Genomic DNA, 17,937 nt, shown 5'->3' with positions numbered 1-17,937 from the left:
GCCCACGGCGGGACTGAAGCACGACCTGACCCAGGCATCGCCCCTCAGGGTTTCCCGCTCGAACCGACACACCCCGTCACCGGACGGGCGCCAGCAGCGCACTTCACGTCACCCGGTCCGGGCGCCTCGAGGTCAGGGCCAGGTGGCCTTCGTCAGCAGCGAGAAGACGGGGTCGAAGTCGTAGCCGGTGGTGCTGTTGGTCATGACCACGATGCCCAGGTCCCGGTCGGGGTACAGGCGCATGACGTTCCAGAACCCGGCGCCGGCCCCGAAGTGCTCCACCCATTCCTGCGCTCCTGGACCGGGGCGGCGGAACCACCCGATGCCGTGGTGAAAGGGCTTGCCCGGGTGCCCGATCACGCGCATCGCGCGGGTCGTGTCCGCCGAGAGGATCCTGCGCCCATCGATCTGCCCGTCGGCCAGGTGCATGCGCAGGAACCGTGCGGCGTCGACCACATCACCTACGAGTCCCCCATATGCCGGCCCGTCGACGTAGAACGGGCGCAACCCCAGACAAGGCCCGGTGCGGGACCCGGCCACGTCCCTGGGCAGCATTCGCCGCAGCACGGGATCGGCCACCCGTGGCGCCCGCACGTACCCGACCGCTGCCGGCGCGCCAGGCTGGTACGCGAAGCCGGTGCCCGTCATGCCCACCGGCTCCAGCACGGCCTGCCGCACGTAGGTCTCCACCGACGTGCCGGTCACCGCTTCGATGATCTGCCCCAGTGCCAGGTATCCGACGTTGGAGTACCGAGCCGTTCCTCCTGCCGCATATCGGTAGGCACGCCGACGACGCATCAGGCTCCGCAGCATGTCTTCGACCGGCGGAGGCTCATCCTGCGCAGCATGCACCCACCGCAGGGGCAACGGATTCGACAGCCCCGCCGTGTGGGTCAGCAACTGGCCCACCGTGGGCAGACCCGGCTCAGGGCCAGTCAAGTAGTCCACGTAGTCGGCTGCCGGCGCGTCCAGCCCTATGTGCCCTGACTCGACCAAGCGCATGACAGCGGTGGCGGTGACGATCTTCGTCATGGAGAACCACAGGTAGGCCGTCCGCGGTGTCGCTCTGACCCGGGCGCCCAGATCCGCAACACCGTACCCACCCGCGTGGAGCAGCCGCTCGTGATCGACCACGGCCAAGGACACCCCTGGGATGCGCCCGATGCGCATCATCGCCGCAACAGCCTCGTCCAACCCGGCCGGGGACGCTGCCGGGGACCTCGATGAAGCCTCGTCGAACACCGAACTGTCCATCTCAACCTCCGCACCCGAGGAGTCGACGTCGTCATGTCGCGACACAGCCACAGTCCGGGGCGCCGATCAGCTTGTCAAGACGCACCGGAGCATACGGACCGAGACCGCGGCAGAGGTCCCGGCGTGTCGACCAACGCACCCCCTACCCCAATCTGACACCCCTCAACAGGCACACGGAGTCCCTCTCAGTCGCCGTGCCCAGATGCTGTGCGCCCCGGTCCCCCGCCGATCAGCCATCGGTGCAGCGTTCCCTTGGCATAGTGAGCACTATGACCCTGATGGATCATCCGCTGTCGTACCCGGAGGTCGGCGCCACCGCCGGGCAGTTGCCCGACGGATACGAGCACCTGGTGGTCCACCGGGTCATCGGCCACGGTGAGTCGACGTTCAACCGAGCCGCGGAACGCCTGATGAGCTGGCAGGTGCACCGAGCAGCGGGCCTGACGGTCACGGCCACCACCGCTCGCGTCGAGCCGGGCAGCCGTGTGCGCCTTCGCCTGGGCCGGCACCTGCTGCGGATCTCGTTCGCGTGCCAGGTGGTCTACGTCGTGGAGGAGGAGCGCCGGCGAGGATTCGCCTACGGCACTCTGCCGGGCCACCCCGAACGAGGCGAGGAGAGATTCTGTGTCGAATGGCGGGACGACGATGTCGTCGTGTTCACCCTCACCGCGTTCTCCCGCCCCGGCACGTGGTGGTCCCGTGCCGGGGCGCCGATCAGCCGTCGCCTGCAGCAGCGTTACACTCGCCGGTACCTCCAGGCCCTGTAACGCCTCCTCGAAGACCGGCGGGCGCACGCCACGGCAACCCCAACTGCAATGAAGCACTTCGAGCACCAACCAGGCCCAGTGACGTTTCCGCCGGGTTGAGCCCGTGGTCGTCCGGCTACTTCGCCGGATCGAGCTCGGTGTCACGCTCGTGGAGGCAGACCGCCATGGCGAGCACGGCGATGACGTAGGTCAGGGCCGTGATGGCGGTGACCAAGACGACGATCGTCCGCTCGTCTCCGCCGGTGTCGAGGGCTGCGCCGGCGCCGATTGACGGCAGCTCGCACGGGCGCCGATCGTGCGGATGTCGGGAATCGGCGCCGGAGTTACGACCGCCTCTCTGGCGGGTCTTCCAACGAGGACTCTTCCGCGGGGGCGTACTCGGACGACGGGTCCTGACGGTGTGGGCGCGGACCGTCACCGGCAAGGTCCTCCTGGTGGCGGGCGACCTGCTCGTCGTTGTACCGCGCCGCCTCCAGGGCGACGTCGCTGCGGCCGCGGGAGATCAGCTTCCACCCCAGCACTCCCAGTGCCACACCGATGATCGTGACGGAACCGCCCAACCAGAACGGTCCGACCGTGTGGAGCTCGAAGGAGTGGAACACCGTGATGGCCCCGGTCGTCATCACCACGATGCCGATCGTCTGCTTCGTCGTGCCTTGCATGCTCGCTGCCTCCCTCCGCTGTGCCTGGGGGTCCAGTTCATCACGGACAGTGTGCACTCGGGAACGCCCCGGTTGTGGGGGTGAGCACTGTCCGAGCTGGGTCCTTCTCCCATCGGAGCGCGGGTCATCCAACGAACCCCTACTGCACGTCCTGGGCGGTGACGCGCTGAGGGGATCGGGGCCCGACGCTCAGATCGTCCGATTCTAGGAACGGCTCAGCGGGGTCATCATGGCGGTTACTGCGGCTTGTCCGAGGAAGGGGGAGCCCCGTCCTCGGGGCGGCGGGGTCGCAGGTAGGTGCGGCCGGAAGCGTCCTTCTCCGTGACGTATTCCTGCTGCAGGTTCTCGTACCACTGCCGTGTCTGTTCGCTGGGCTGGTCCTGGCCACGCAGGTCCTGGCGGCTGCGCTCGGCCGGCCCGTAGAAGCGCATCGACAGGTCGTCGAAGCGCCGGAAGAGGCTGCGCTTGGGTCGGGCGGGCTCGTTGCTGCTGGGGCGGGGTCGCTTGCTCATGGTCTTCCTCGTACTGGGTCGTCGTGGTCGGTGGTCGGGTGGGCCCTCCGTATGCGCAGGGGCGTTCGTCCTCTCAGGCCTGCACCGGCCGTTCCGCCCGTTCGCCGGTCTCCCCGCCCTGGACGGAGTGGACGTCTCCGGGCAGGTCCGCCCGGGTGCGGAACTGGTTGGCACTGAGCACGAAGCACCGGCCCCCCACCGGCGGCGTCGGCGAGGAACCCGACGACGATGCCGATGACCGCGCTGACCGGGTCGGTGATGATCCCGCCGGAGCCCGAAGGCCTGGTGCTCACCGGTCAGTCCTCGGTGACCTGCAGCTGTGGGGTGAGCCGGGTCCACCCTTCCGGGGCCTCCTCCTCGGGCAACCCGTCGGGGGCGTAGTCGGTCTTCACGCCGATCTGGCCGCTGGTGCCCATACGGCCCCCGGACGCGGTGCATCCCGCGACCCAGGTCTCCGGGGCGTCCGGAGCGAAACTGAGCAGACAGTCGCCCATCCTCGGTGAGGACACGGCGAAGAACTGATGCCCGTGGTGCGTGGCCAGCAACCGCGAACTGTCCGGGTCGTAGTCGTGCTCCTCGGCGGTGACCTGGGCCGGCAGCACATCGGACGCGGACTGCTCACCGTCGTAGACACCGGACCCGGGACCGGCGCAACCGACGAGGGCCAGCGCGGCGGTGGGCGTGAGGAGCATGGTCACCAGTGGTCTGCGCATGACGGTCCTCGTTTCCTATCGGGCCCAGGATGCTACTGGTTCCTTCCACTGTAGGTGCCGAGAACACTGCGGCGCCCAGGACCGACACGGCCCTCCCCTGCACTGCCGAACCTCACGCGCAATCAGGTCAGGCCAATCAGCTGGGGAGGGCTTCAGGGGTCTTCAGCCGTGACCGTGCAGGTCAATGGCGTGGGTGCTCCCTGTCGCGCCGTGCTCGCCCTGGCGTAAATGCCCCGTAGTTGTGCACCAGCAGCGCACCTCCTGCCGCGGGCAGAAAGAGCAACACCGGCGCCCACTCGGTGACGGCGAAAACGCCCAGCGCGAGAAGCAGGACGACCACGGCAGCGAGACGGACCTTGTTGTGCATGACACCACTTCCGTTGCGTCTGTGAAGGCTATCACCGGGGTCTGATTTCGCTTCGGAGCGTCGGCGAGTTCGTGGATCGAGCGCGCACCTCGTGCTCCGACGTGCACCGTCGACGTCACCTGCTCGTGCATTGGTTTTGGTTCATCGAGTGTCTCCCCTCTGGAACCGGTCAGTGGTCAGCACCACGGCAAGAGTCGTGACGGCGGCCGGGATCATCAGTGCGATCCCGGCGAAGTCGGAGCTGAACGGAGCGAAAGCGAGGCCCAGCAGAGTACGGAAACTGCTCGGGACACCCGGTTCGCCCGAGTACCAGCATCCTTCGACCCAGCTCACCGCCGTAGCCAGCAACCACGCGGCAGGAGCGACCGGCACGGCTGCGACGGCGCCGACCCACGGACCGATCACCAGATGCAGCGAGACCGACACCGCCTTCCGGCGGATGGATGCCGCTGCGGCCACACCGAACAGAGTCGCCACCAGAAGGACCGGCATCTCACCTCCTCTCCTCCAGGCACCGGCGCCGCCCGGTCGATCAGTGTCACCCTCGGCGCCCGGCTGACGGCGCACCAGGATCCCGTGCCCGGTCTCGTCGGCGCGGGTAGCGGCGGGGCCGCTTCCACACCGTGTGCCGGACCCCGTGACGTGACCCCGCCAGCCGGGGCCGGGCTTCTCAGCGTTCGGCGCCCGGGGGTCCGGTCGATGTGGGCAGCCGATCCTGGTTGGCGGAGCGCTTCCAGCGCCGCCGGATGGCCACTGCCACGGCGAAGGCCCCCGCGATGATCAGCATCCGCGGCAGCAGCTCCCCCGGCGTGGGCTCGCCCTGCACGAGGAGGACGACCAGCTCCACCCCGAACATCAGCAACGTCAGCAGACAGGTGCCCAGGCCCACCCATCCGCTGTCCTCACGCTCGCGCCGGATCCAGCCGATGTTGACCCCGATGAGGCAGGCGGTGAGCACCACCGCGGGCAGGGTCAGTGCCCCGTTGAGTCCAGCCAGATCGGTCAGGGCCCCGGCGACGGCGATACCGGCGAACACCGCCCCCAGCGTCGAGGCCCACGCCCGTCCCAGGGCCAAGGGGACAAGCACGATCGCGTACAAGATGACGAGGAACCCGGTACCGAGTGCTGCACCGACCAGCCAACCGGTGGAAAGAGTGTTTCCGGACGGGCTAGGGGCAGTGGCTAATCCGCGCGCGATCGACACGGCACAGGACAGCAAGCCCAGGCCCAGGAGTGTCCTGCGCTGATGAGACGTCAAGGTCGTGGTCTCCCGAGGGTCCATGCTCCGACGCTATGCCATCCTCCGGTGCTGCCCCGCCAGCTCGCGGCACAGGGCGAGTGGTCCGATGAGCAGCCCCGGCCACCACGGTGAGCACAACTCGCCGGAGGGTGTGTCCAGTGATCACCACAGGGTCACCGGCCTCATCATGATCAGGACGACGGGGCAGGCAGGGTGCGGACCACGGCATGGCCGGCGGTGGGCACCGGGACGGTGTGGGCCGGTGGAACGTCCACTGGGGCGTATGGGCCGCACCCTGTGAAAAGGGCATTCGACATGGAACGCCCACTGCAACGCGGCCTTCACGGAAAGCGTCCGGTAGCCGGCCATATGTAAAGCAGGCGGGGCCGAACCGCTCTTGGTCCGCTGTCTACGGGTCGAGCATGAGGTGTTGGGCCTCCGCAGTCCGGCAGGGCTCTCGTCCTCAGGGCGCGGGGATGTGCGTCAGGGCGTCTCATCCGGGCCCAGGCTGCGGTACCGTCCCTGAAAATACAACAGGGGTTCGAGAGCGTGCCCGTCCGTCGGGCGCATCTCGGTGACTCTGCCCAGGACGATGACGTGGTCACCGGCGTCATGCTCGGCCCAGATCTCGCAGGCGAGCCACATGAGGGTGTCCTCGAGGACAGGGTTCCCCGCCAGGGTCGGGCTCCAGCGGATGCCAGCCCACTTGTCGGTGCCCTTGCGGGCGAACTGGTCCGAGACCCCCTGCTGGTGGTGGGCGAGGATGTTGACCGCGAACGTCCCGGTCTGCCGGATCCGGGGGTAGGTGGTGGAGGTCTTCATGACGCTGAAGGAGACCAGTGGCGGGTCGGTGGAGACGCTGTAGAAGGACTGGCAGGTGAACCCGATCGGGCCCTGCTCATCATGGCCGGTGATGATCGTGATGCCGGAGGCATAGAGCCCGAGGGCATCGCGGAAGGCCCGGGGGTCCATGTCCTGCCGATCGGCCGCTGTTGGCATGGCCGCGGTCATCGGGCCGGGTGCGTGAGCCGGGGGTCCAGCCCGTACTGGGCGTGGGCGCCGAGGTTCTCGCGCAGGGTGGTGCCCTCGTAGTCGTGGTGGAAGAGTCCGCGCTCCTGCAAGAGGGGGACGACCTCGTCGACGAAGGTGTCGATCCCGTCCTCGTAGACGTCGATGGAGATCCAGAAGCCGTCGGCCGCTCCGGCCTCGAACCATTCCTGCAGGTGATCGGCGGTCACCGAGGCAGGGCCCACGGGGGTGGGGTGGTAGTCGATGACCCCGTGGGCGAGGACCTCGCGGATGGTCCACCCTTCCCGGGCGACCTCCAGGGCCCTTGGAGAGCGGGGATCGAAGGGGCTGGGCCGGGCGGCCGCCAGCTGGGCTGGGCTCAGCGGCTGGTCCAGCTGACCGGCCTCCAGCTCCAGTCCCAGCATGGACCCCAGGTACGGGGCCCGGGCCGGGAACGTGTGCTCGCCCAGGGCCACGCGGCGGTCCAGGGCGGCGCGCTTGGTGGGGCCGATGGCCGGCATCACCCCGGCGAAGAACTTCACCTCATCAGGGTTTCGTCCGGCCCGGCGCGCCGCGTCGCGGACCGCCTCACGCTGGGCCCGGGCGTCCTCGAAGGTGAACACCGCACCGATGACCGCGCTGGCGTACCGGCCGGCTATCTCGAGTCCGTTCTCCCCACCGCCGGCGGAGAAGATCACCGGCTGCCCCTGCTCCGAGGGCGGAATGGGCAACGGCCCCTGGGAGGCGACGTGCTCCCCACCCAGGTTGATCGCCTGGATCTTGCCCGGGTCGGCGAACCGTCCGGTGGTCGTGTCCTGGAGCCAGGCGTCGCGCTGCCAGCTGCCCCACAGGGCCTGGGTGATCTGGATGGTCTCGTGGGCGCGCTGGTAGCGCTGCGGGCGGGCGGCGATCTGGCGGCCGAAGTTGGCAGCGGAGCTGGGATCGCTGGTGGTCACCGCATTCCAGCCGGCCCGGCCGTGGCTCATCACGTCCAAGGCCTTGAACTGCCGGGCGAGGTTGTAGGGCTCGTTGAAGGTCGTCGACCCGGTGGCCACCAGCCCGATGCGCCGGGTGCCCCGGGCGATCGCCGCCAGCGTCATCATGGGCTCGAGGGTGAGCTGGGGCGCCTCGTGCTCCAGGTTCCCGCTCAGGGCCAGGAAGTCGGGCAGGAACAGGAACGCGAACTTCCCGCGTTCGGCCGCCTGGGCGTAGCGGACCTGGGCGTCGAAGTCGGTGTAGTTGGACGGGTCCACCCCAGGTGCCCGCCAGGCGGCAGGCTGGGAGCCGTATCCGTTGCCGAGCTGCATGCCGAGGATCATCTGCGGGCTGGTCATCGAGAAGTCTCCAGTGAGAGGGAACTTAAACGGAGTGCCTCTCCGTCTATCTGTCCCAAAGATACGGAGACAGTCTCCATATTGTCAACGGGGCGGAACACCCCGATCCGGAAAGGTAGATGAGCGTCAGTCAGCCGCGGGCGCACACACCGCAGAGGGGGAGGTGATGCGCCACCGTGCCGATATCCAGGCGGTGGTCCGGCGCCGGTCCCCGACCCATGGGCTGGGCGCCTTGTTGCCGACCCCGCGGACCGGTGTGCGGGGTGGCACCTTGTCGTCACCACCGAGGCGACTCCACAACCACACCCCACCCCCACCCCGGGCCATGCGGACTCCTCGTCCTCGATCGGGGCGGTTCGGAGGAACGACGCCGGGCTGCGGACGGGGCCTCTGCCACCACCCGGTGCATGATCGTCCGGGTTGGGCATCACTGCGGCGCACGTCCGACCCAGGGGCGAGCCGGGCGGCCACCACCGTCGTTACCGGCTAGCGGGTGTGCCGCCGGAGCCGGGTCAGAAGGTGCGCTCGGCCACCCGCACCCGCCGGGCCCCCTCGAGGGCGGAGGCCAGTCGGGAGGCGGTGACGGGGGCGGCCGGGGCCTCGAGCAGGCGCTCATCGGGGGTGGCGGGATCGGCGAGGTAGAGGCGGGTGTAGGCAGCGGCCTCGGGCTCGAACCGCCAGCTCTCGGTCAGGGCGCCGGCGTCGAGGGTGTCGAAGCCGAGCCGGTCGATCAGCGCCGTCACCTGGGTCTTCGCCGCGGCGTCGTTGCCAGCGATGGGCAGGGCGGTGCGGTCGTGGGACCCGGCGGGGCGGGCGAGGGCGGGGATGTGGTGGGCGAGGATGTTGCTGAACGCCTTGACCAGCCGGGCTCCGGTGAAGTGGCGCTGGACGAGCTCGCCAGTGGTGAGTTCCTCCGCGTCGAGGACGGGGATGCGTCCGTCGCGGAACGGGTAGTAGTTGCTGGTGTCGACCACGGTCTTGCCCTCCAGCAGTGCCGCGGGGAGGGCGGTGGTCGCGGTCAGCGGCACGGACAGCACCACGAGTTCCCCGGCGGCGGCCGCCTGCTCGACGGTACCGGCGGTGGCCAGCGGGCCCAGCTCGACGACGAGATCGGTAAGGGTTTCGGGGCCGCGGGAGTTGGCGATGACGACCGGGGTGCCGGCCGCCACTGCCAGGCGCGCGATGGCCGCGCCGATGTTGCCGCTGCCGATGATGCCAAGGGTGGGCATAACAAGTCCTCTTTCTGGGATAGGTGGGACGGGGTGGGGTGGTGACGTCCGCTCGGGCGCAGGTCCCGTAGTGGCGCTTCCCGACGTGCCGGCGGGCCGAGGCCTGGGCACCCTCACGGACTCCGCGGGCGTTGCCGCTTCGTCCTAGCGAGCACCGCGCTCAGCGCTGGACTGCGTCGACGTCGCCGTGACTGCCGGTGCTGGTCAGGTCGCCGGGGTGTCTTCGGGTCGGGGTGTGGCCCACCCGGAGCGGATCATCTCGCGCACAGCTTGCGCCGAGGCCTCGTCGGCCATGGCGGCCCCGCGCACCCAGGCGGTGGCCAGGGCGGCCAGGAACAGGTCCTGCCCACGCACCCACGGCCGGGCGGTGCCCTCGCGTTGGGCCGCACCGAGGAACTCCTCGGTGGTCGTGATGAAGCCCTGGCAGGTGATCGCCAGCGGGGAGGATTCCTGGGACAGTGCCGCCCGCAGGGGATCGGGCAGTCCGTCGAAGGCGGTCACCCACTCCCCCAGCGCGTCCAGCCAGTGCTCCAGGGCCACCGCCGAGTCGGTCTCCTGCCGGAGGGCCTCGCGCTGGGCCTCCAGCTCCTCGTTGCGGGCCTGCAGCAGGGCGGCCAGCAGGGCGTCGCGGTTGGGGAAGTGCCGGTAGAGGGTCCCGGCCCCGACACCGGCCCGCTTGGCCAGGGCATCCAGGGACCCGGTGATGCCGGCCTCGGCGAAGAACTCCTCGGCCACTTCGAGGATGCGTGTGCGGTTGCGCCGGGCGTCGGTGCGCGGCCGGCGCGTGCCGGTCTCTGCCTCGGTCATGGTCCGGTTCCTCTCCTCGACTAAGTGGAGACTATCTCCGCATGCTCCTCGAGGGCAAGCGAGGGCATCCTCCTCATCAAGACTCGACGCGTCCCGCTCGACGGGATCCGCGCCACCGGCCACCGGCCGAACCCACCCAGTTCCAGCTACCGCACTGCACCACCGTCGGAGACTCGGCCTGGGATCCGCGGCGCGCGCTCCGGGCACGGCCCGCACACCAGCACCACCCCTGCTGCGCAATCGGCCCACAGACTCCAGTCGCCAGCCGCCACCCGAGACGTGGCCACGATCACAAGCGGGGAGAGAAGCAGTCATTTGTCAAAGGGAGACACTCTCCGGTTTACTGATGTGGAGGCGCCCTCCGTTTGAGGGTACGCCCCTCCCTCGCCGTCGACCACAGGACCCGCTCTGCCCGGAGCCCTCCGCGAGGCTGAGCCCACCGCATCAGGAAAGAGATCCCCCGATGACTACCCGCCAGGCATCGATCGACCTACAGCCCGATACCGGCCCCCACATGCTGGGCACTTCCCAGGTCGTGGGTGCGCGCGACAAGCTCGCCCCCGGTGACGGCTTGGTTCTGGGGCTGCTGATGGCCTCGACCTTCATCGTGCTGCTGAACGAGATGCTGCTGGGGGTCGCACTGCCCACTCTCATCGAGGAGCTGGCGATCACCGCAACCACCGGGCAGTGGATGACCACCGGCTACCTGCTCACACTGGCCGTCCTGATCCCGGCTACCGGCTTCGTGATGCGCAAGTTCCACCTGCGCACAGTCTTCCTGACCGCGATGTCCCTGTTTGCTCTGGGGACGGTGCTCGCTGCCATCGCACCCGGCTTCGGGGTCCTGTTCACCGGCCGGATCATCCAGGCCATCGGCACCGCCGTCTTCCTGCCGTTGTTGATGGCCACGACCATGCGCTTGGTCCCGGCGGCCAGACAGGGCCGGATGATGGCGCTGGTCGTGATCGTCTCCTCCGCCGCACCGGCGCTGGGTCCGGCGGTCTCGGGCCTGGTGCTGTCACAGCTGAGCTGGCGGTGGCTGTTCATCCTGATGCTGCCGGTCGCCCTGGCCGGGCTGGTGCTGGGTGCGGTGAAGCTGCGCAACATCACTACACCGGAACCGGTCACCCTCGACGTCCTCTCCCTCGCTCTCTCGGCGGTGGGGTTCGGCGCTCTGGTCTACGGGCTGGCCACCATCGGGGAGTCCACCTCGGGCCACACGCCCGTCTCCCCCTATCTGCCGATCCTCGTGGGCGTCCTCGGTGTTGCCGCGTTCGTCCTGCGGCAGCGGGCGCTCCAGCGCACCGACGACGCGCTGCTGGACGTGCGGATCTTCGCCGTGAAGGCGTTCACGGTGCCGCTGCTGGTGATGCTGGCCCTGACCATGACGGCCTTCGGCACGGGAGTCGTCTTTCCGCTGCTGCTGAGCAGTGTCAGCGGGTTGGGCACCTTGCAGATCGGGCTCTTCCTCGTGCCCGGTGGCATCACGATCGCCGTCGTCTCGGCCATCGGCGGACGGCTCTACGACCGCCTCGGCCCCCGCCCCCTGGCGATCCCCGGAGCACTCATCGTGGCCGCCTCCCTCTGGTTCCTTAGCCGGCTCGACTCCAGCACGGCCGTCTCGACCCTGCTCATCGCCTACATCACCATGATCATCGGGCAGGCCCTGATGTGGAGCCCGCTCACCACGGCCGCGCTGTCGGCGCTGCCTGCCCATCTCTACCCCCACGGCAGCGCGGCCTTCGGCACCATCCAGCAGCTCGGTGGCGCAGCGGGCACCGCCGTGCTCGTCTCCGCCTACACCCTCGGATCCGCCGCACACGGCACCGGTCCCTTGGATGCGGCCCAGGCCGTCGCCGCCGCACAAGCCGCCTTCACCGCCGCGGCCGTCATCGCCTCCGCCTCTGCCCTCGCCACCCTGCTCGTGCGCCGGCCCCGGCCGGTCGACCCGCACACCCCCGCAGAACCCGCAGGCACTGCCCCGGCGGCAACGGCCTGACCCACAGCACCTCGCCTCCATCGGGGCATCCACCTGCAGCAAGGAGACAGACCATGAAGATCGGCATCTTGGGCACCGGACACATCGGCACCACCCTGACCCAGCGGTTGAGCGCAGCCGGACACGATGTGAGGGTCGCCAACTCGCGCGGGCCCGAAACGATCGGGCCCGACGTGTTGGCCTCAGGCGGACGCGCGGTCCTGGCGGCCGAGGCGGTGATCGATGTCGACGTCGTGATCCTCTCCATCCCCCTGCACCGCCTTCCGCAGATCGCGCCGCTGCTCACCGGTGTGCCGTCCGGCACCGTGGTCATCGACACCTCGAACTACTATCCGCAGCGCGACGGCAGAATCGAGGCCATCGAGGCCGGCCAGGTCGAGAGCCTGTGGGTGGCCGAACAGCTGGGACGACCGGTGGTCAAGGCGTGGAACGCCATCGGCTCCCATTCCTTCGCGTCCAAGGACAAGCCAGCAGGCAGCCCGGACCGCATCGCCATCCCCGTGGCAGCCGATGACGACCACCACCGGGCCGTGGGCATGGCCCTCGTCGAGGACACCGCCTTCGACGCCTTCGACGCGGGCCCGTTGGCGCAGTCGTGGCGCCAGCAGCCGGGCGCCCCGTGCTACTGCACCGACCTCACCCTCGAAGAGATGCCGGAGCAGTGGGCTGCAGCGGACGCGAGGCGATCGCCGACGCGACGCGACCTGGCCGTCGCAGCCATCCAGGAACGGGTCGGGGACGCCACCACCAACCCCGACGCCGACTACGGTGTGCGCCTCAACCGCGCCCTCTTCATCTGAACCCGCAAAACCCCGTGGCCCACTCCCCGGCAAACACGGTGAGAACCAACCCATACGGCAACGTCACCCTCATCGGTCGTGACCGGCAGCCGGGCCATGTGTAAAGCGGAGTGCCTGCAATGCCCGTGCTGGTCGTGAGCTCAGGGACCTGCCGTTCTCCTGTGAGCCGCCCCTGGAGCAGCCCAGGTCAGATGACACCTGATGGTGCGGCAGTCCCCTCTCGGACGGCCCCGAACCGTTGGACGCGGCGCGGGCGCGCCGGTTACGCGGGGACGTAGTCGAACGTGTCGGGGTCCGGGCCCGTGCGGTGATCCTTGTTCAGCGCCGTGATGGCCTGGATGTCTGCCTCGGTCAGCTCGAAGTCGAAGAGCTGGAAGTTCTCCTCGACACGCGTGCGGGTGACGGACTTGGGGAACACGATGTCGTTGCGCTGGATGTGCCAGCGCAACGTGACCTGCGCGGTCGTCTTGCCGAGGCGCTCGGCGATAGCGACGATCTCGGGATCGTTGAGCACCGCTCCCTGAGCGATGGGCGACCAGGCCTCGGTCGCGATGCCCTGCTCCGCGTTGTAAACGCGCACCGTCTCGTTGGTCAGGTACGGGTGCACCTCGATCTGGTTCACGGCGGGCTTGACACCGGTCTCGGCGATGATGCGCTCAAGGTGGGACACCTGGAAGTTCGAGACGCCGATCGCGCGGGTCAGGCCGGCGTCGCGGATCTCGATCATGGCCTTCCACGTCTCGAGGTAGTCGACGTCGATCATGGGCAGCGGCCAGTGGATGAGGAACAGGTCCATCGGGCCGCCGAGCCGCTCGACGCTCTTCTCAGCCTCGCGCAGCGCGTCATCACGACGGTGGAAACTGTTGTTGAGCTTGCTCGTGACGAACAACTCATCACGGCTCAGACCTGTGGCCCTGAGCGCGTCGCCGACGCCCTGCTCGTTGCCGTACATCTGCGCGGTGTCGATGTGGCGGTATCCGACCTCGAGGGCCATCGTCACGGCCGCCTCGGTCGTCTCCGGCGGAACCTGGTACACGCCGAAGCCCAGCTGCGGGATGCTGACACCATCGGAGATCCGGATCTCAGGGACGGAAGTCATAGAAGTTCTCCTTCATCTGCGGTCGGCCCCGGAAACCCGCAGCCACACACCACAACCGTCCTGAACCAGCGGCCTATTTCGCTGGTTCCATAGAAGATCACTATCGAACGGCTGACCGCCGGCGAGGGGCATCCCACCTAGCATGTTCGCCATGACGACTTTCGCGATCATCGGAGCAGGACGCAACCTCGGCGAGACCCTCGCTCGGCGCTTCGGCAGGGAAGGCTACAGCCTGGCCCTCATCGCCCGGAACCAGGACCGGGTCGACCAGCTGGCCTCTGACCTGGTCGCTGACGGCTTCACCGCGAAGGGCTACGCGGCGAACGTGCGCGACACCGACAGCCTCGTCACGGCCCTCGACCAGGCGACGCAGGATCTCGGCCTCATCGAGGTGCTGTCGTACAACCCGCTGCCGCAGAAGGAGTTCCTGCGACCGCTCCTGGAATCGACGGTCGGGGACATCAGGGCCGCCGTCGAGTTCTCGGTCTACGGCCCCGTCGCCGCCGTGCACCAGGTGCTGCAGGGCATGCGCGTGCTGAAGAAGGGCTCCCTTCTCTTCGTCAACGGAGGAAGCGCCGTGCAGCCGGTGCAGCACTTCGCGGGCACCTCGATCGGGTTCGCCGGCGAGACCGCATACGTGGAAATGCTGGACCAGGCGCTGAAGGACGAGCCGATCTACGTCGGCCAGCTCATCATCCCCGGCGCGATCATCCCGGGCGACGAACAGAAGGATCCGCAGGTGCTCGCGGAGAAGCTGTGGCAGATGCACTCCCAGCGCAGCCAGCTGCGGGTGTTCGCCACCGAGCTGGAGACTCAGCCGTACTGATCCAACCCGACTAACGTTTCGGGTATGGATGTTCGTCAGCTGGAGTTCTTCATCGCCGTCGCCGAGGAAGGCACCTTCACGCGTGCGGCCGAGCGCTCGTTCGTCTCACAGCCCGGGCTGTCGGCGTCGATCCGCTCGCTCGAGCGCGAGCTTGGGACTCAGCTGTTCACGCGCGGCCGCCACGGCGCGTCCCTGACGAGTCCGGGGGCGGGGTTCCGGCCGCGGGCCGAGCGGATCCTCGAACAGGTGCGCGACGCTCAGCGCGCCGTCCTCGGCGACGAGCCCGGGCGCGCTGAACTGCGCATCGGTGCCGAGCAGTGCCTCGGCGGTGCCGTCGACATCGTCGACCTCCTGACATCGTTCGCAAGCGAGCACCCCACTGCCGACCTCGAATTCGTCCAGGACGTGAGTTCACGCCTCGCGCCGATGCTCGACGAAGGGCGCCTCGACGTCGCTCTCATCGCCGCACCGGCCGGATCCGTTCCCGTGAACAACAGCTTGCTGCTGCGCCGAGAGCCGTTCGTCGCACTCTCACACGACGACGTGCCGTACACGTCACTCGCGGATCTGCAGGATGTCCGCACCGTCGACTTCGGTGACACCTGGGAGGCCAGGCGCGTACTCGACACAGCGCTCACCACCGCCGGTGTGACACGTCGCACGATCGTCGAGGCCAACGACGTGCACATGCTCGTAGACCTCGTCACACGCGGCTTCGGGATCGCGGTGGTGCCCGAGTCGATCGCCGCGAAACAGGCAGCCCAGCACCTCGTGCACACGCCACTCTCCGACGCGCCGGAGTGGGAGGTGCACCTTGCCACCTGCTCCGACCCGTCGCCATCCGCGAAAGCGTTCGCGCGCATGTTCGTTCCGCAGGCGGAGATCGTCTGTTTCCGTGGAGATCTCGCTGTGCACCTGTAGTCGCCGCTGAACCTGGCTGCTACGTGCCGCACGACAGGTGGTCGTCGCGGTTGCGCGTGTGGTGGTACGCGAGGAGCTCCATGGGCGCTACCGCGACCGCTCCGACAGGGTCGAGACGATGGAGATACGTGCCCCGAACCCGGTGGCGAAGATCACCGATCCGGGGTGGTTCTGTCTGATTTCTCCTTCTCGTTGATTCACGCCGCGATCTGAAGTCCAAAACGCGCGGCGACCTCCGCGTTGCGATTCTCGCTGGCATGGGTGTTCGGTCCCCTCGCCAGCGCCGCCTCGTCTGCCGTAGCGCGTGCCCACCCACAGCACCGTCCCCACCGCTCAGCGTTGCAACCACCGCAAGAACCCAGGGTCAGCTGACGACGATCTTCCCGATGGCGGTTCCGGCCGCGACCAGCTCGTGGGCTGCGCGGAGTCCTTCGGCGTTCAGCCCCGGTATCACGGTGGTCACGGTGCTGCGCACGGTGCCGCTGTCGACCAGTCGGGCGACCTCGTCGAGGAGGTTGCCCTGCTCGATCATGTCCTCGGTGGTGAACATCGCTCGGGTGAACATGAGTTCCCAGTGCCAGGTGATGGACTTGGCCTTCAGGGGCAACAGGTCGAGGTCTTGGGGGTCGTCGATCGCGGTGATCTGGGCGAACGGCTTGGCGATGTCCGCGAAGGTCTGGATGTTCCCTGTCGAGTGCGCGGTGAAGACGAGATCGACACCGTCAGGCGCCAGATTCTGTACCCCTTGGGCGAGACTGCGGTGATCGACGACGTGATCGGCCCCGAGGGAACGGACCCAGTCGCTGCTCTCGGGGCGTGCAGCAGTGGCGATGACGGTCAGTCCGGTGAGTTTCTTCGCGAGCTGGATGAGGATCGAGCCGACGCCGCCAGGGGCTCCGACCACGAGGAGGGTTCCGGTGCTGTCGGGCGTGAGACGAAAACGGTCGAACAGGCTCTCCCAGGCAGTGATCGCGGTCAGTGGAAGAGCTGCTGCAGCCGGGTGGTCGAGTGTGGTGGGCTTGTGACCCACGATGCGTTCATCGACGGCGTGCAGTTCGGCGTTCGTGCCGGGGCGGGTGATGTCACCGGCGTACCAGACCTCGTCCCCGACGGTGAAGCGGGTCACCGCGGGCCCTACCGCTTCGACGACGCCGGAGGCGTCCCAGCCCAGCTGTCGGGTGCCGCTGGGCATCGAGTTGCGGGACTTGATGTCCACGGGGTTGACGGACACCGCGTGGACCCGGACCAGGAGGTCGTGGGGGCGCAGGTCCGGGATTGTGATGGTGCGCGCGATGAACGCGTCGGTGTCGTCGAGTTCCCGTCCCGCCTGGGCGAGGTATGCAGTGGTGGTGGTGACAGCGGTGTCGGTGCCGGCCATGGTTTCTTCTTCCGTGGTGGGGTGGGACAGAACGTGAGCTGGTGATACCCATCCTCTCTCTCGACCCGGTGAACGGCACGTCGAGGCCCGAAAGGGCCGCTCCGAATACCCCTCAGACTGGTTCTTGGAGTTGCCCGTTTCTAGGGCCCGGAGGCTGTGATCGACGCTCTCGACCTCGCTCCGGTAAGACCTGGTCTCACAACTCGGTCGCGTCAACGATGCAGGCCACCATGTGCCCGAAATCCACGACGGAGAAAACCTTCCATGATGAGCCCCAGAACGACTCGCAGTGGAAGAACGACCTACCAGGAACACTCGCGCGGGAGCCTTTACCGACCTTATGTTAGGTAATCGGGCGAAGAGCTATCGCTCTGAGGCTTGCTCCACCGCCTATAGCCAGTTGCGCCAAAGCACCATCCTGTTGCTGGATCACGGCGGGATTCCGCCGCCGCCGGTATCGCATAGTCAGGCAACGTTCGCAGATACCTATTGTGCTGCTATTGCTCTCGTTTATCCCCGGGGTTGTGAAATTCTTAACAGGTCCGCCGCGGGACGGTCAGCTGTTCTCGTAGTCGGTGATGGCCTCGACCTTGGCCGCGGAGGCGCTGGTGGTGTCGAAGGTGTAGCCCAGCCACTCCTTGGCCAGGCGCCGGGCCAGCTCCAGGCCGACGACCCGCTGACCCATGCACAGCACCTGGGCGTTGTTGGAGAGCACCGAGCGCTCCACCGAGTAGGAGTCGTGGGCGGTCACGGCCCGGATCCCGGGCACCTTGTTCGCCGAGATCGCCACGCCCAGGCCCGTGCCGCAGATCAGCAGCGCACGGTCGGCCTCACCGGCGGCGACCTTCCGGGCGGCGTCGACGGCCACGTGCGGGTAGTCCGTGTTCTCCGTCTCCGAGACCCCGACGTCCACCACGCTCTCCACGCGGTCGTCGGCCTCCAGATCCCGGCGCAGGGCCTCCTTGTAGTCGAATCCGGCGTCGTCGCCGCCGATCACGATCCGCAGCTTCTGCTCGGCCAT

General features: G+C 68.4%; 19 protein-coding genes. 5 read left to right on the top strand and 14 right to left on the bottom strand.

All coding sequences use genetic code 11. The features are described from left to right. Window positions 1-132 precede the first annotated feature (132 nt). A complete protein-coding gene (locus ACH9D3_RS13835; protein WP_396411374.1) occupies window positions 133-1,254 on the bottom strand; it encodes a serine hydrolase in 1,122 nt (373 codons plus the stop codon). Between the two features lie 269 nt (window positions 1,255-1,523). On the opposite strand from ACH9D3_RS13835, the gene ACH9D3_RS13830 reads away from it, so the two are divergent. Next, on the top strand, window positions 1,524-2,021 hold the full coding sequence (locus tag ACH9D3_RS13830; RefSeq protein WP_396411373.1) for a DUF1990 family protein: 498 nt from the start codon (window positions 1,524-1,526) through the stop codon (window positions 2,019-2,021). A 323-nt stretch (window positions 2,022-2,344) separates the two neighbouring features. Here ACH9D3_RS13830 and ACH9D3_RS13825 read toward each other — a convergent pair whose 3' ends face one another. From ACH9D3_RS13825 to ACH9D3_RS13780, 10 genes are all read right to left on the bottom strand, one after another. Then, the gene (locus tag ACH9D3_RS13825; protein WP_396411372.1) at window positions 2,345-2,683 is read right to left on the bottom strand and encodes a hypothetical protein; all 339 of its coding nucleotides are present in this window, start codon (window positions 2,681-2,683) and stop codon (window positions 2,345-2,347) included. A gap of 236 nt (window positions 2,684-2,919) precedes the next feature. After that, window positions 2,920-3,195 (bottom strand): hypothetical protein, encoded by a 276-nt coding sequence (locus ACH9D3_RS13820; RefSeq protein ID WP_396398879.1) that lies wholly within the window; start codon window positions 3,193-3,195, stop codon window positions 2,920-2,922. A gap of 296 nt (window positions 3,196-3,491) precedes the next feature. Further along, window positions 3,492-3,908 (bottom strand): hypothetical protein, encoded by a 417-nt coding sequence (locus tag ACH9D3_RS13815; protein ID WP_396411371.1) that lies wholly within the window; start codon window positions 3,906-3,908, stop codon window positions 3,492-3,494. Between the two features lie 181 nt (window positions 3,909-4,089). Continuing rightward, the gene (locus ACH9D3_RS13810; RefSeq protein WP_396411370.1) at window positions 4,090-4,275 is read right to left on the bottom strand and encodes a hypothetical protein; all 186 of its coding nucleotides are present in this window, start codon (window positions 4,273-4,275) and stop codon (window positions 4,090-4,092) included. Window positions 4,276-4,416: 141 nt separating this feature from the next. Continuing rightward, a complete protein-coding gene (locus ACH9D3_RS13805) occupies window positions 4,417-4,767 on the bottom strand; it encodes a hypothetical protein (RefSeq protein WP_396411369.1) in 351 nt (116 codons plus the stop codon). 178 nt (window positions 4,768-4,945) lie between these two features. After that, window positions 4,946-5,362: a hypothetical protein gene (locus tag ACH9D3_RS13800; RefSeq protein WP_396411368.1), complete on the bottom strand. Its 417-nt coding sequence runs from the start codon at window positions 5,360-5,362 to the stop codon at window positions 4,946-4,948. Between the two features lie 636 nt (window positions 5,363-5,998). Continuing rightward, window positions 5,999-6,514 carry a flavin reductase gene (locus ACH9D3_RS13795; RefSeq protein WP_396411367.1) on the bottom strand — a complete coding sequence of 172 codons (516 nt, stop codon included), beginning with the start codon at window positions 6,512-6,514 and terminating at the stop codon, window positions 5,999-6,001. An 8-nt stretch (window positions 6,515-6,522) separates the two neighbouring features. Beyond that, on the bottom strand, window positions 6,523-7,857 hold the full coding sequence (locus ACH9D3_RS13790) for an NtaA/DmoA family FMN-dependent monooxygenase (RefSeq protein ID WP_396411366.1): 1,335 nt from the start codon (window positions 7,855-7,857) through the stop codon (window positions 6,523-6,525). Between the two features lie 512 nt (window positions 7,858-8,369). After that, window positions 8,370-9,086: an NAD(P)-binding domain-containing protein gene (locus ACH9D3_RS13785; RefSeq protein ID WP_396411365.1), complete on the bottom strand. Its 717-nt coding sequence runs from the start codon at window positions 9,084-9,086 to the stop codon at window positions 8,370-8,372. A gap of 204 nt (window positions 9,087-9,290) precedes the next feature. Continuing rightward, on the bottom strand, window positions 9,291-9,893 hold the full coding sequence (locus ACH9D3_RS13780; protein ID WP_396411364.1) for a TetR family transcriptional regulator: 603 nt from the start codon (window positions 9,891-9,893) through the stop codon (window positions 9,291-9,293). A 514-nt stretch (window positions 9,894-10,407) separates the two neighbouring features. Between ACH9D3_RS13780 and ACH9D3_RS13775 the strand changes: the two genes are divergently transcribed. Both ACH9D3_RS13775 and ACH9D3_RS13770 read left to right on the top strand, forming a co-directional pair. Further along, window positions 10,408-11,892 (top strand): DHA2 family efflux MFS transporter permease subunit, encoded by a 1,485-nt coding sequence (locus ACH9D3_RS13775; protein WP_396411363.1) that lies wholly within the window; start codon window positions 10,408-10,410, stop codon window positions 11,890-11,892. Continuing rightward, entirely contained in the window at window positions 11,889-12,692 is an 804-nt protein-coding gene (locus ACH9D3_RS13770) for an NAD(P)-binding domain-containing protein (RefSeq protein WP_396411382.1), read from the top strand. Before ACH9D3_RS13775 ends, ACH9D3_RS13770 begins: the two co-directional genes overlap by 4 nt. Window positions 12,693-12,954: 262 nt before the next feature. Here the strand turns inward: ACH9D3_RS13770 and ACH9D3_RS13765 are convergent, their stop codons facing one another. Further along, window positions 12,955-13,791 (bottom strand): aldo/keto reductase, encoded by an 837-nt coding sequence (locus ACH9D3_RS13765; RefSeq protein ID WP_396411362.1) that lies wholly within the window; start codon window positions 13,789-13,791, stop codon window positions 12,955-12,957. A gap of 151 nt (window positions 13,792-13,942) precedes the next feature. On the opposite strand from ACH9D3_RS13765, the gene ACH9D3_RS13760 reads away from it, so the two are divergent. Both ACH9D3_RS13760 and ACH9D3_RS13755 read left to right on the top strand, forming a co-directional pair. Beyond that, window positions 13,943-14,617, top strand: a complete 675-nt coding sequence (locus tag ACH9D3_RS13760) for an SDR family NAD(P)-dependent oxidoreductase (RefSeq protein ID WP_396411361.1) — start codon at window positions 13,943-13,945, stop codon at window positions 14,615-14,617. Window positions 14,618-14,641: 24 nt separating this feature from the next. Next, a complete protein-coding gene (locus tag ACH9D3_RS13755; protein WP_396411360.1) occupies window positions 14,642-15,538 on the top strand; it encodes a LysR substrate-binding domain-containing protein in 897 nt (298 codons plus the stop codon). Window positions 15,539-15,902: 364 nt separating this feature from the next. Here the strand turns inward: ACH9D3_RS13755 and ACH9D3_RS13750 are convergent, their stop codons facing one another. Further along, complete coding sequence (locus ACH9D3_RS13750; RefSeq protein ID WP_396411359.1) at window positions 15,903-16,916, bottom strand: zinc-binding alcohol dehydrogenase family protein; 1,014 nt, start codon at window positions 16,914-16,916, stop codon at window positions 15,903-15,905. 556 nt (window positions 16,917-17,472) lie between these two features. After that, window positions 17,473-17,937 carry a ribose-5-phosphate isomerase gene (locus tag ACH9D3_RS13745; RefSeq protein WP_396411358.1) on the bottom strand — a complete coding sequence of 155 codons (465 nt, stop codon included), beginning with the start codon at window positions 17,935-17,937 and terminating at the stop codon, window positions 17,473-17,475.

The sequence above is a fragment of the Kocuria kalidii genome, assembly GCF_044462225.1.
In the GTDB taxonomy this organism is placed as follows: domain Bacteria; phylum Actinomycetota; class Actinomycetes; order Actinomycetales; family Micrococcaceae; genus Kocuria; species Kocuria kalidii.
The sequence above is the reverse complement of the archived record's forward strand: the minus strand, read 5'-3'. Positions and strand labels throughout refer to the sequence as shown.

Excerpts from the sequence above, each read along its gene's own strand:
- ACH9D3_RS13835 (WP_396411374.1), bottom strand. The coding sequence starts at position 1,254 with ATGGACAGTTCGGTGTTCGACGAGGCTTCATCGAGGTCCCCGGCAGCG.
- ACH9D3_RS13830 (WP_396411373.1), top strand. The coding sequence starts at position 1,524 with ATGACCCTGATGGATCATCCGCTGTCGTACCCGGAGGTCGGCGCCACC.
- ACH9D3_RS13825 (WP_396411372.1), bottom strand. The coding sequence starts at position 2,683 with ATGCAAGGCACGACGAAGCAGACGATCGGCATCGTGGTGATGACGACC.
- ACH9D3_RS13820 (WP_396398879.1), bottom strand. The coding sequence starts at position 3,195 with ATGAGCAAGCGACCCCGCCCCAGCAGCAACGAGCCCGCCCGACCCAAG.
- ACH9D3_RS13815 (WP_396411371.1), bottom strand. The coding sequence starts at position 3,908 with ATGCGCAGACCACTGGTGACCATGCTCCTCACGCCCACCGCCGCGCTG.
- ACH9D3_RS13810 (WP_396411370.1), bottom strand. The coding sequence starts at position 4,275 with ATGCACAACAAGGTCCGTCTCGCTGCCGTGGTCGTCCTGCTTCTCGCG.
- ACH9D3_RS13805 (WP_396411369.1), bottom strand. The coding sequence starts at position 4,767 with ATGCCGGTCCTTCTGGTGGCGACTCTGTTCGGTGTGGCCGCAGCGGCA.
- ACH9D3_RS13795 (WP_396411367.1), bottom strand. The coding sequence starts at position 6,514 with ATGCCAACAGCGGCCGATCGGCAGGACATGGACCCCCGGGCCTTCCGC.
- ACH9D3_RS13790 (WP_396411366.1), bottom strand. The coding sequence starts at position 7,857 with ATGACCAGCCCGCAGATGATCCTCGGCATGCAGCTCGGCAACGGATAC.
- ACH9D3_RS13785 (WP_396411365.1), bottom strand. The coding sequence starts at position 9,086 with ATGCCCACCCTTGGCATCATCGGCAGCGGCAACATCGGCGCGGCCATC.
- ACH9D3_RS13780 (WP_396411364.1), bottom strand. The coding sequence starts at position 9,893 with ATGACCGAGGCAGAGACCGGCACGCGCCGGCCGCGCACCGACGCCCGG.
- ACH9D3_RS13775 (WP_396411363.1), top strand. The coding sequence starts at position 10,408 with ATGCTGGGCACTTCCCAGGTCGTGGGTGCGCGCGACAAGCTCGCCCCC.
- ACH9D3_RS13765 (WP_396411362.1), bottom strand. The coding sequence starts at position 13,791 with ATGACTTCCGTCCCTGAGATCCGGATCTCCGATGGTGTCAGCATCCCG.
- ACH9D3_RS13760 (WP_396411361.1), top strand. The coding sequence starts at position 13,943 with ATGACGACTTTCGCGATCATCGGAGCAGGACGCAACCTCGGCGAGACC.
- ACH9D3_RS13755 (WP_396411360.1), top strand. The coding sequence starts at position 14,642 with ATGGATGTTCGTCAGCTGGAGTTCTTCATCGCCGTCGCCGAGGAAGGC.
- ACH9D3_RS13750 (WP_396411359.1), bottom strand. The coding sequence starts at position 16,916 with ATGGCCGGCACCGACACCGCTGTCACCACCACCACTGCATACCTCGCC.
- ACH9D3_RS13745 (WP_396411358.1), bottom strand. The coding sequence starts at position 17,937 with ATGGCCGAGCAGAAGCTGCGGATCGTGATCGGCGGCGACGACGCCGGA.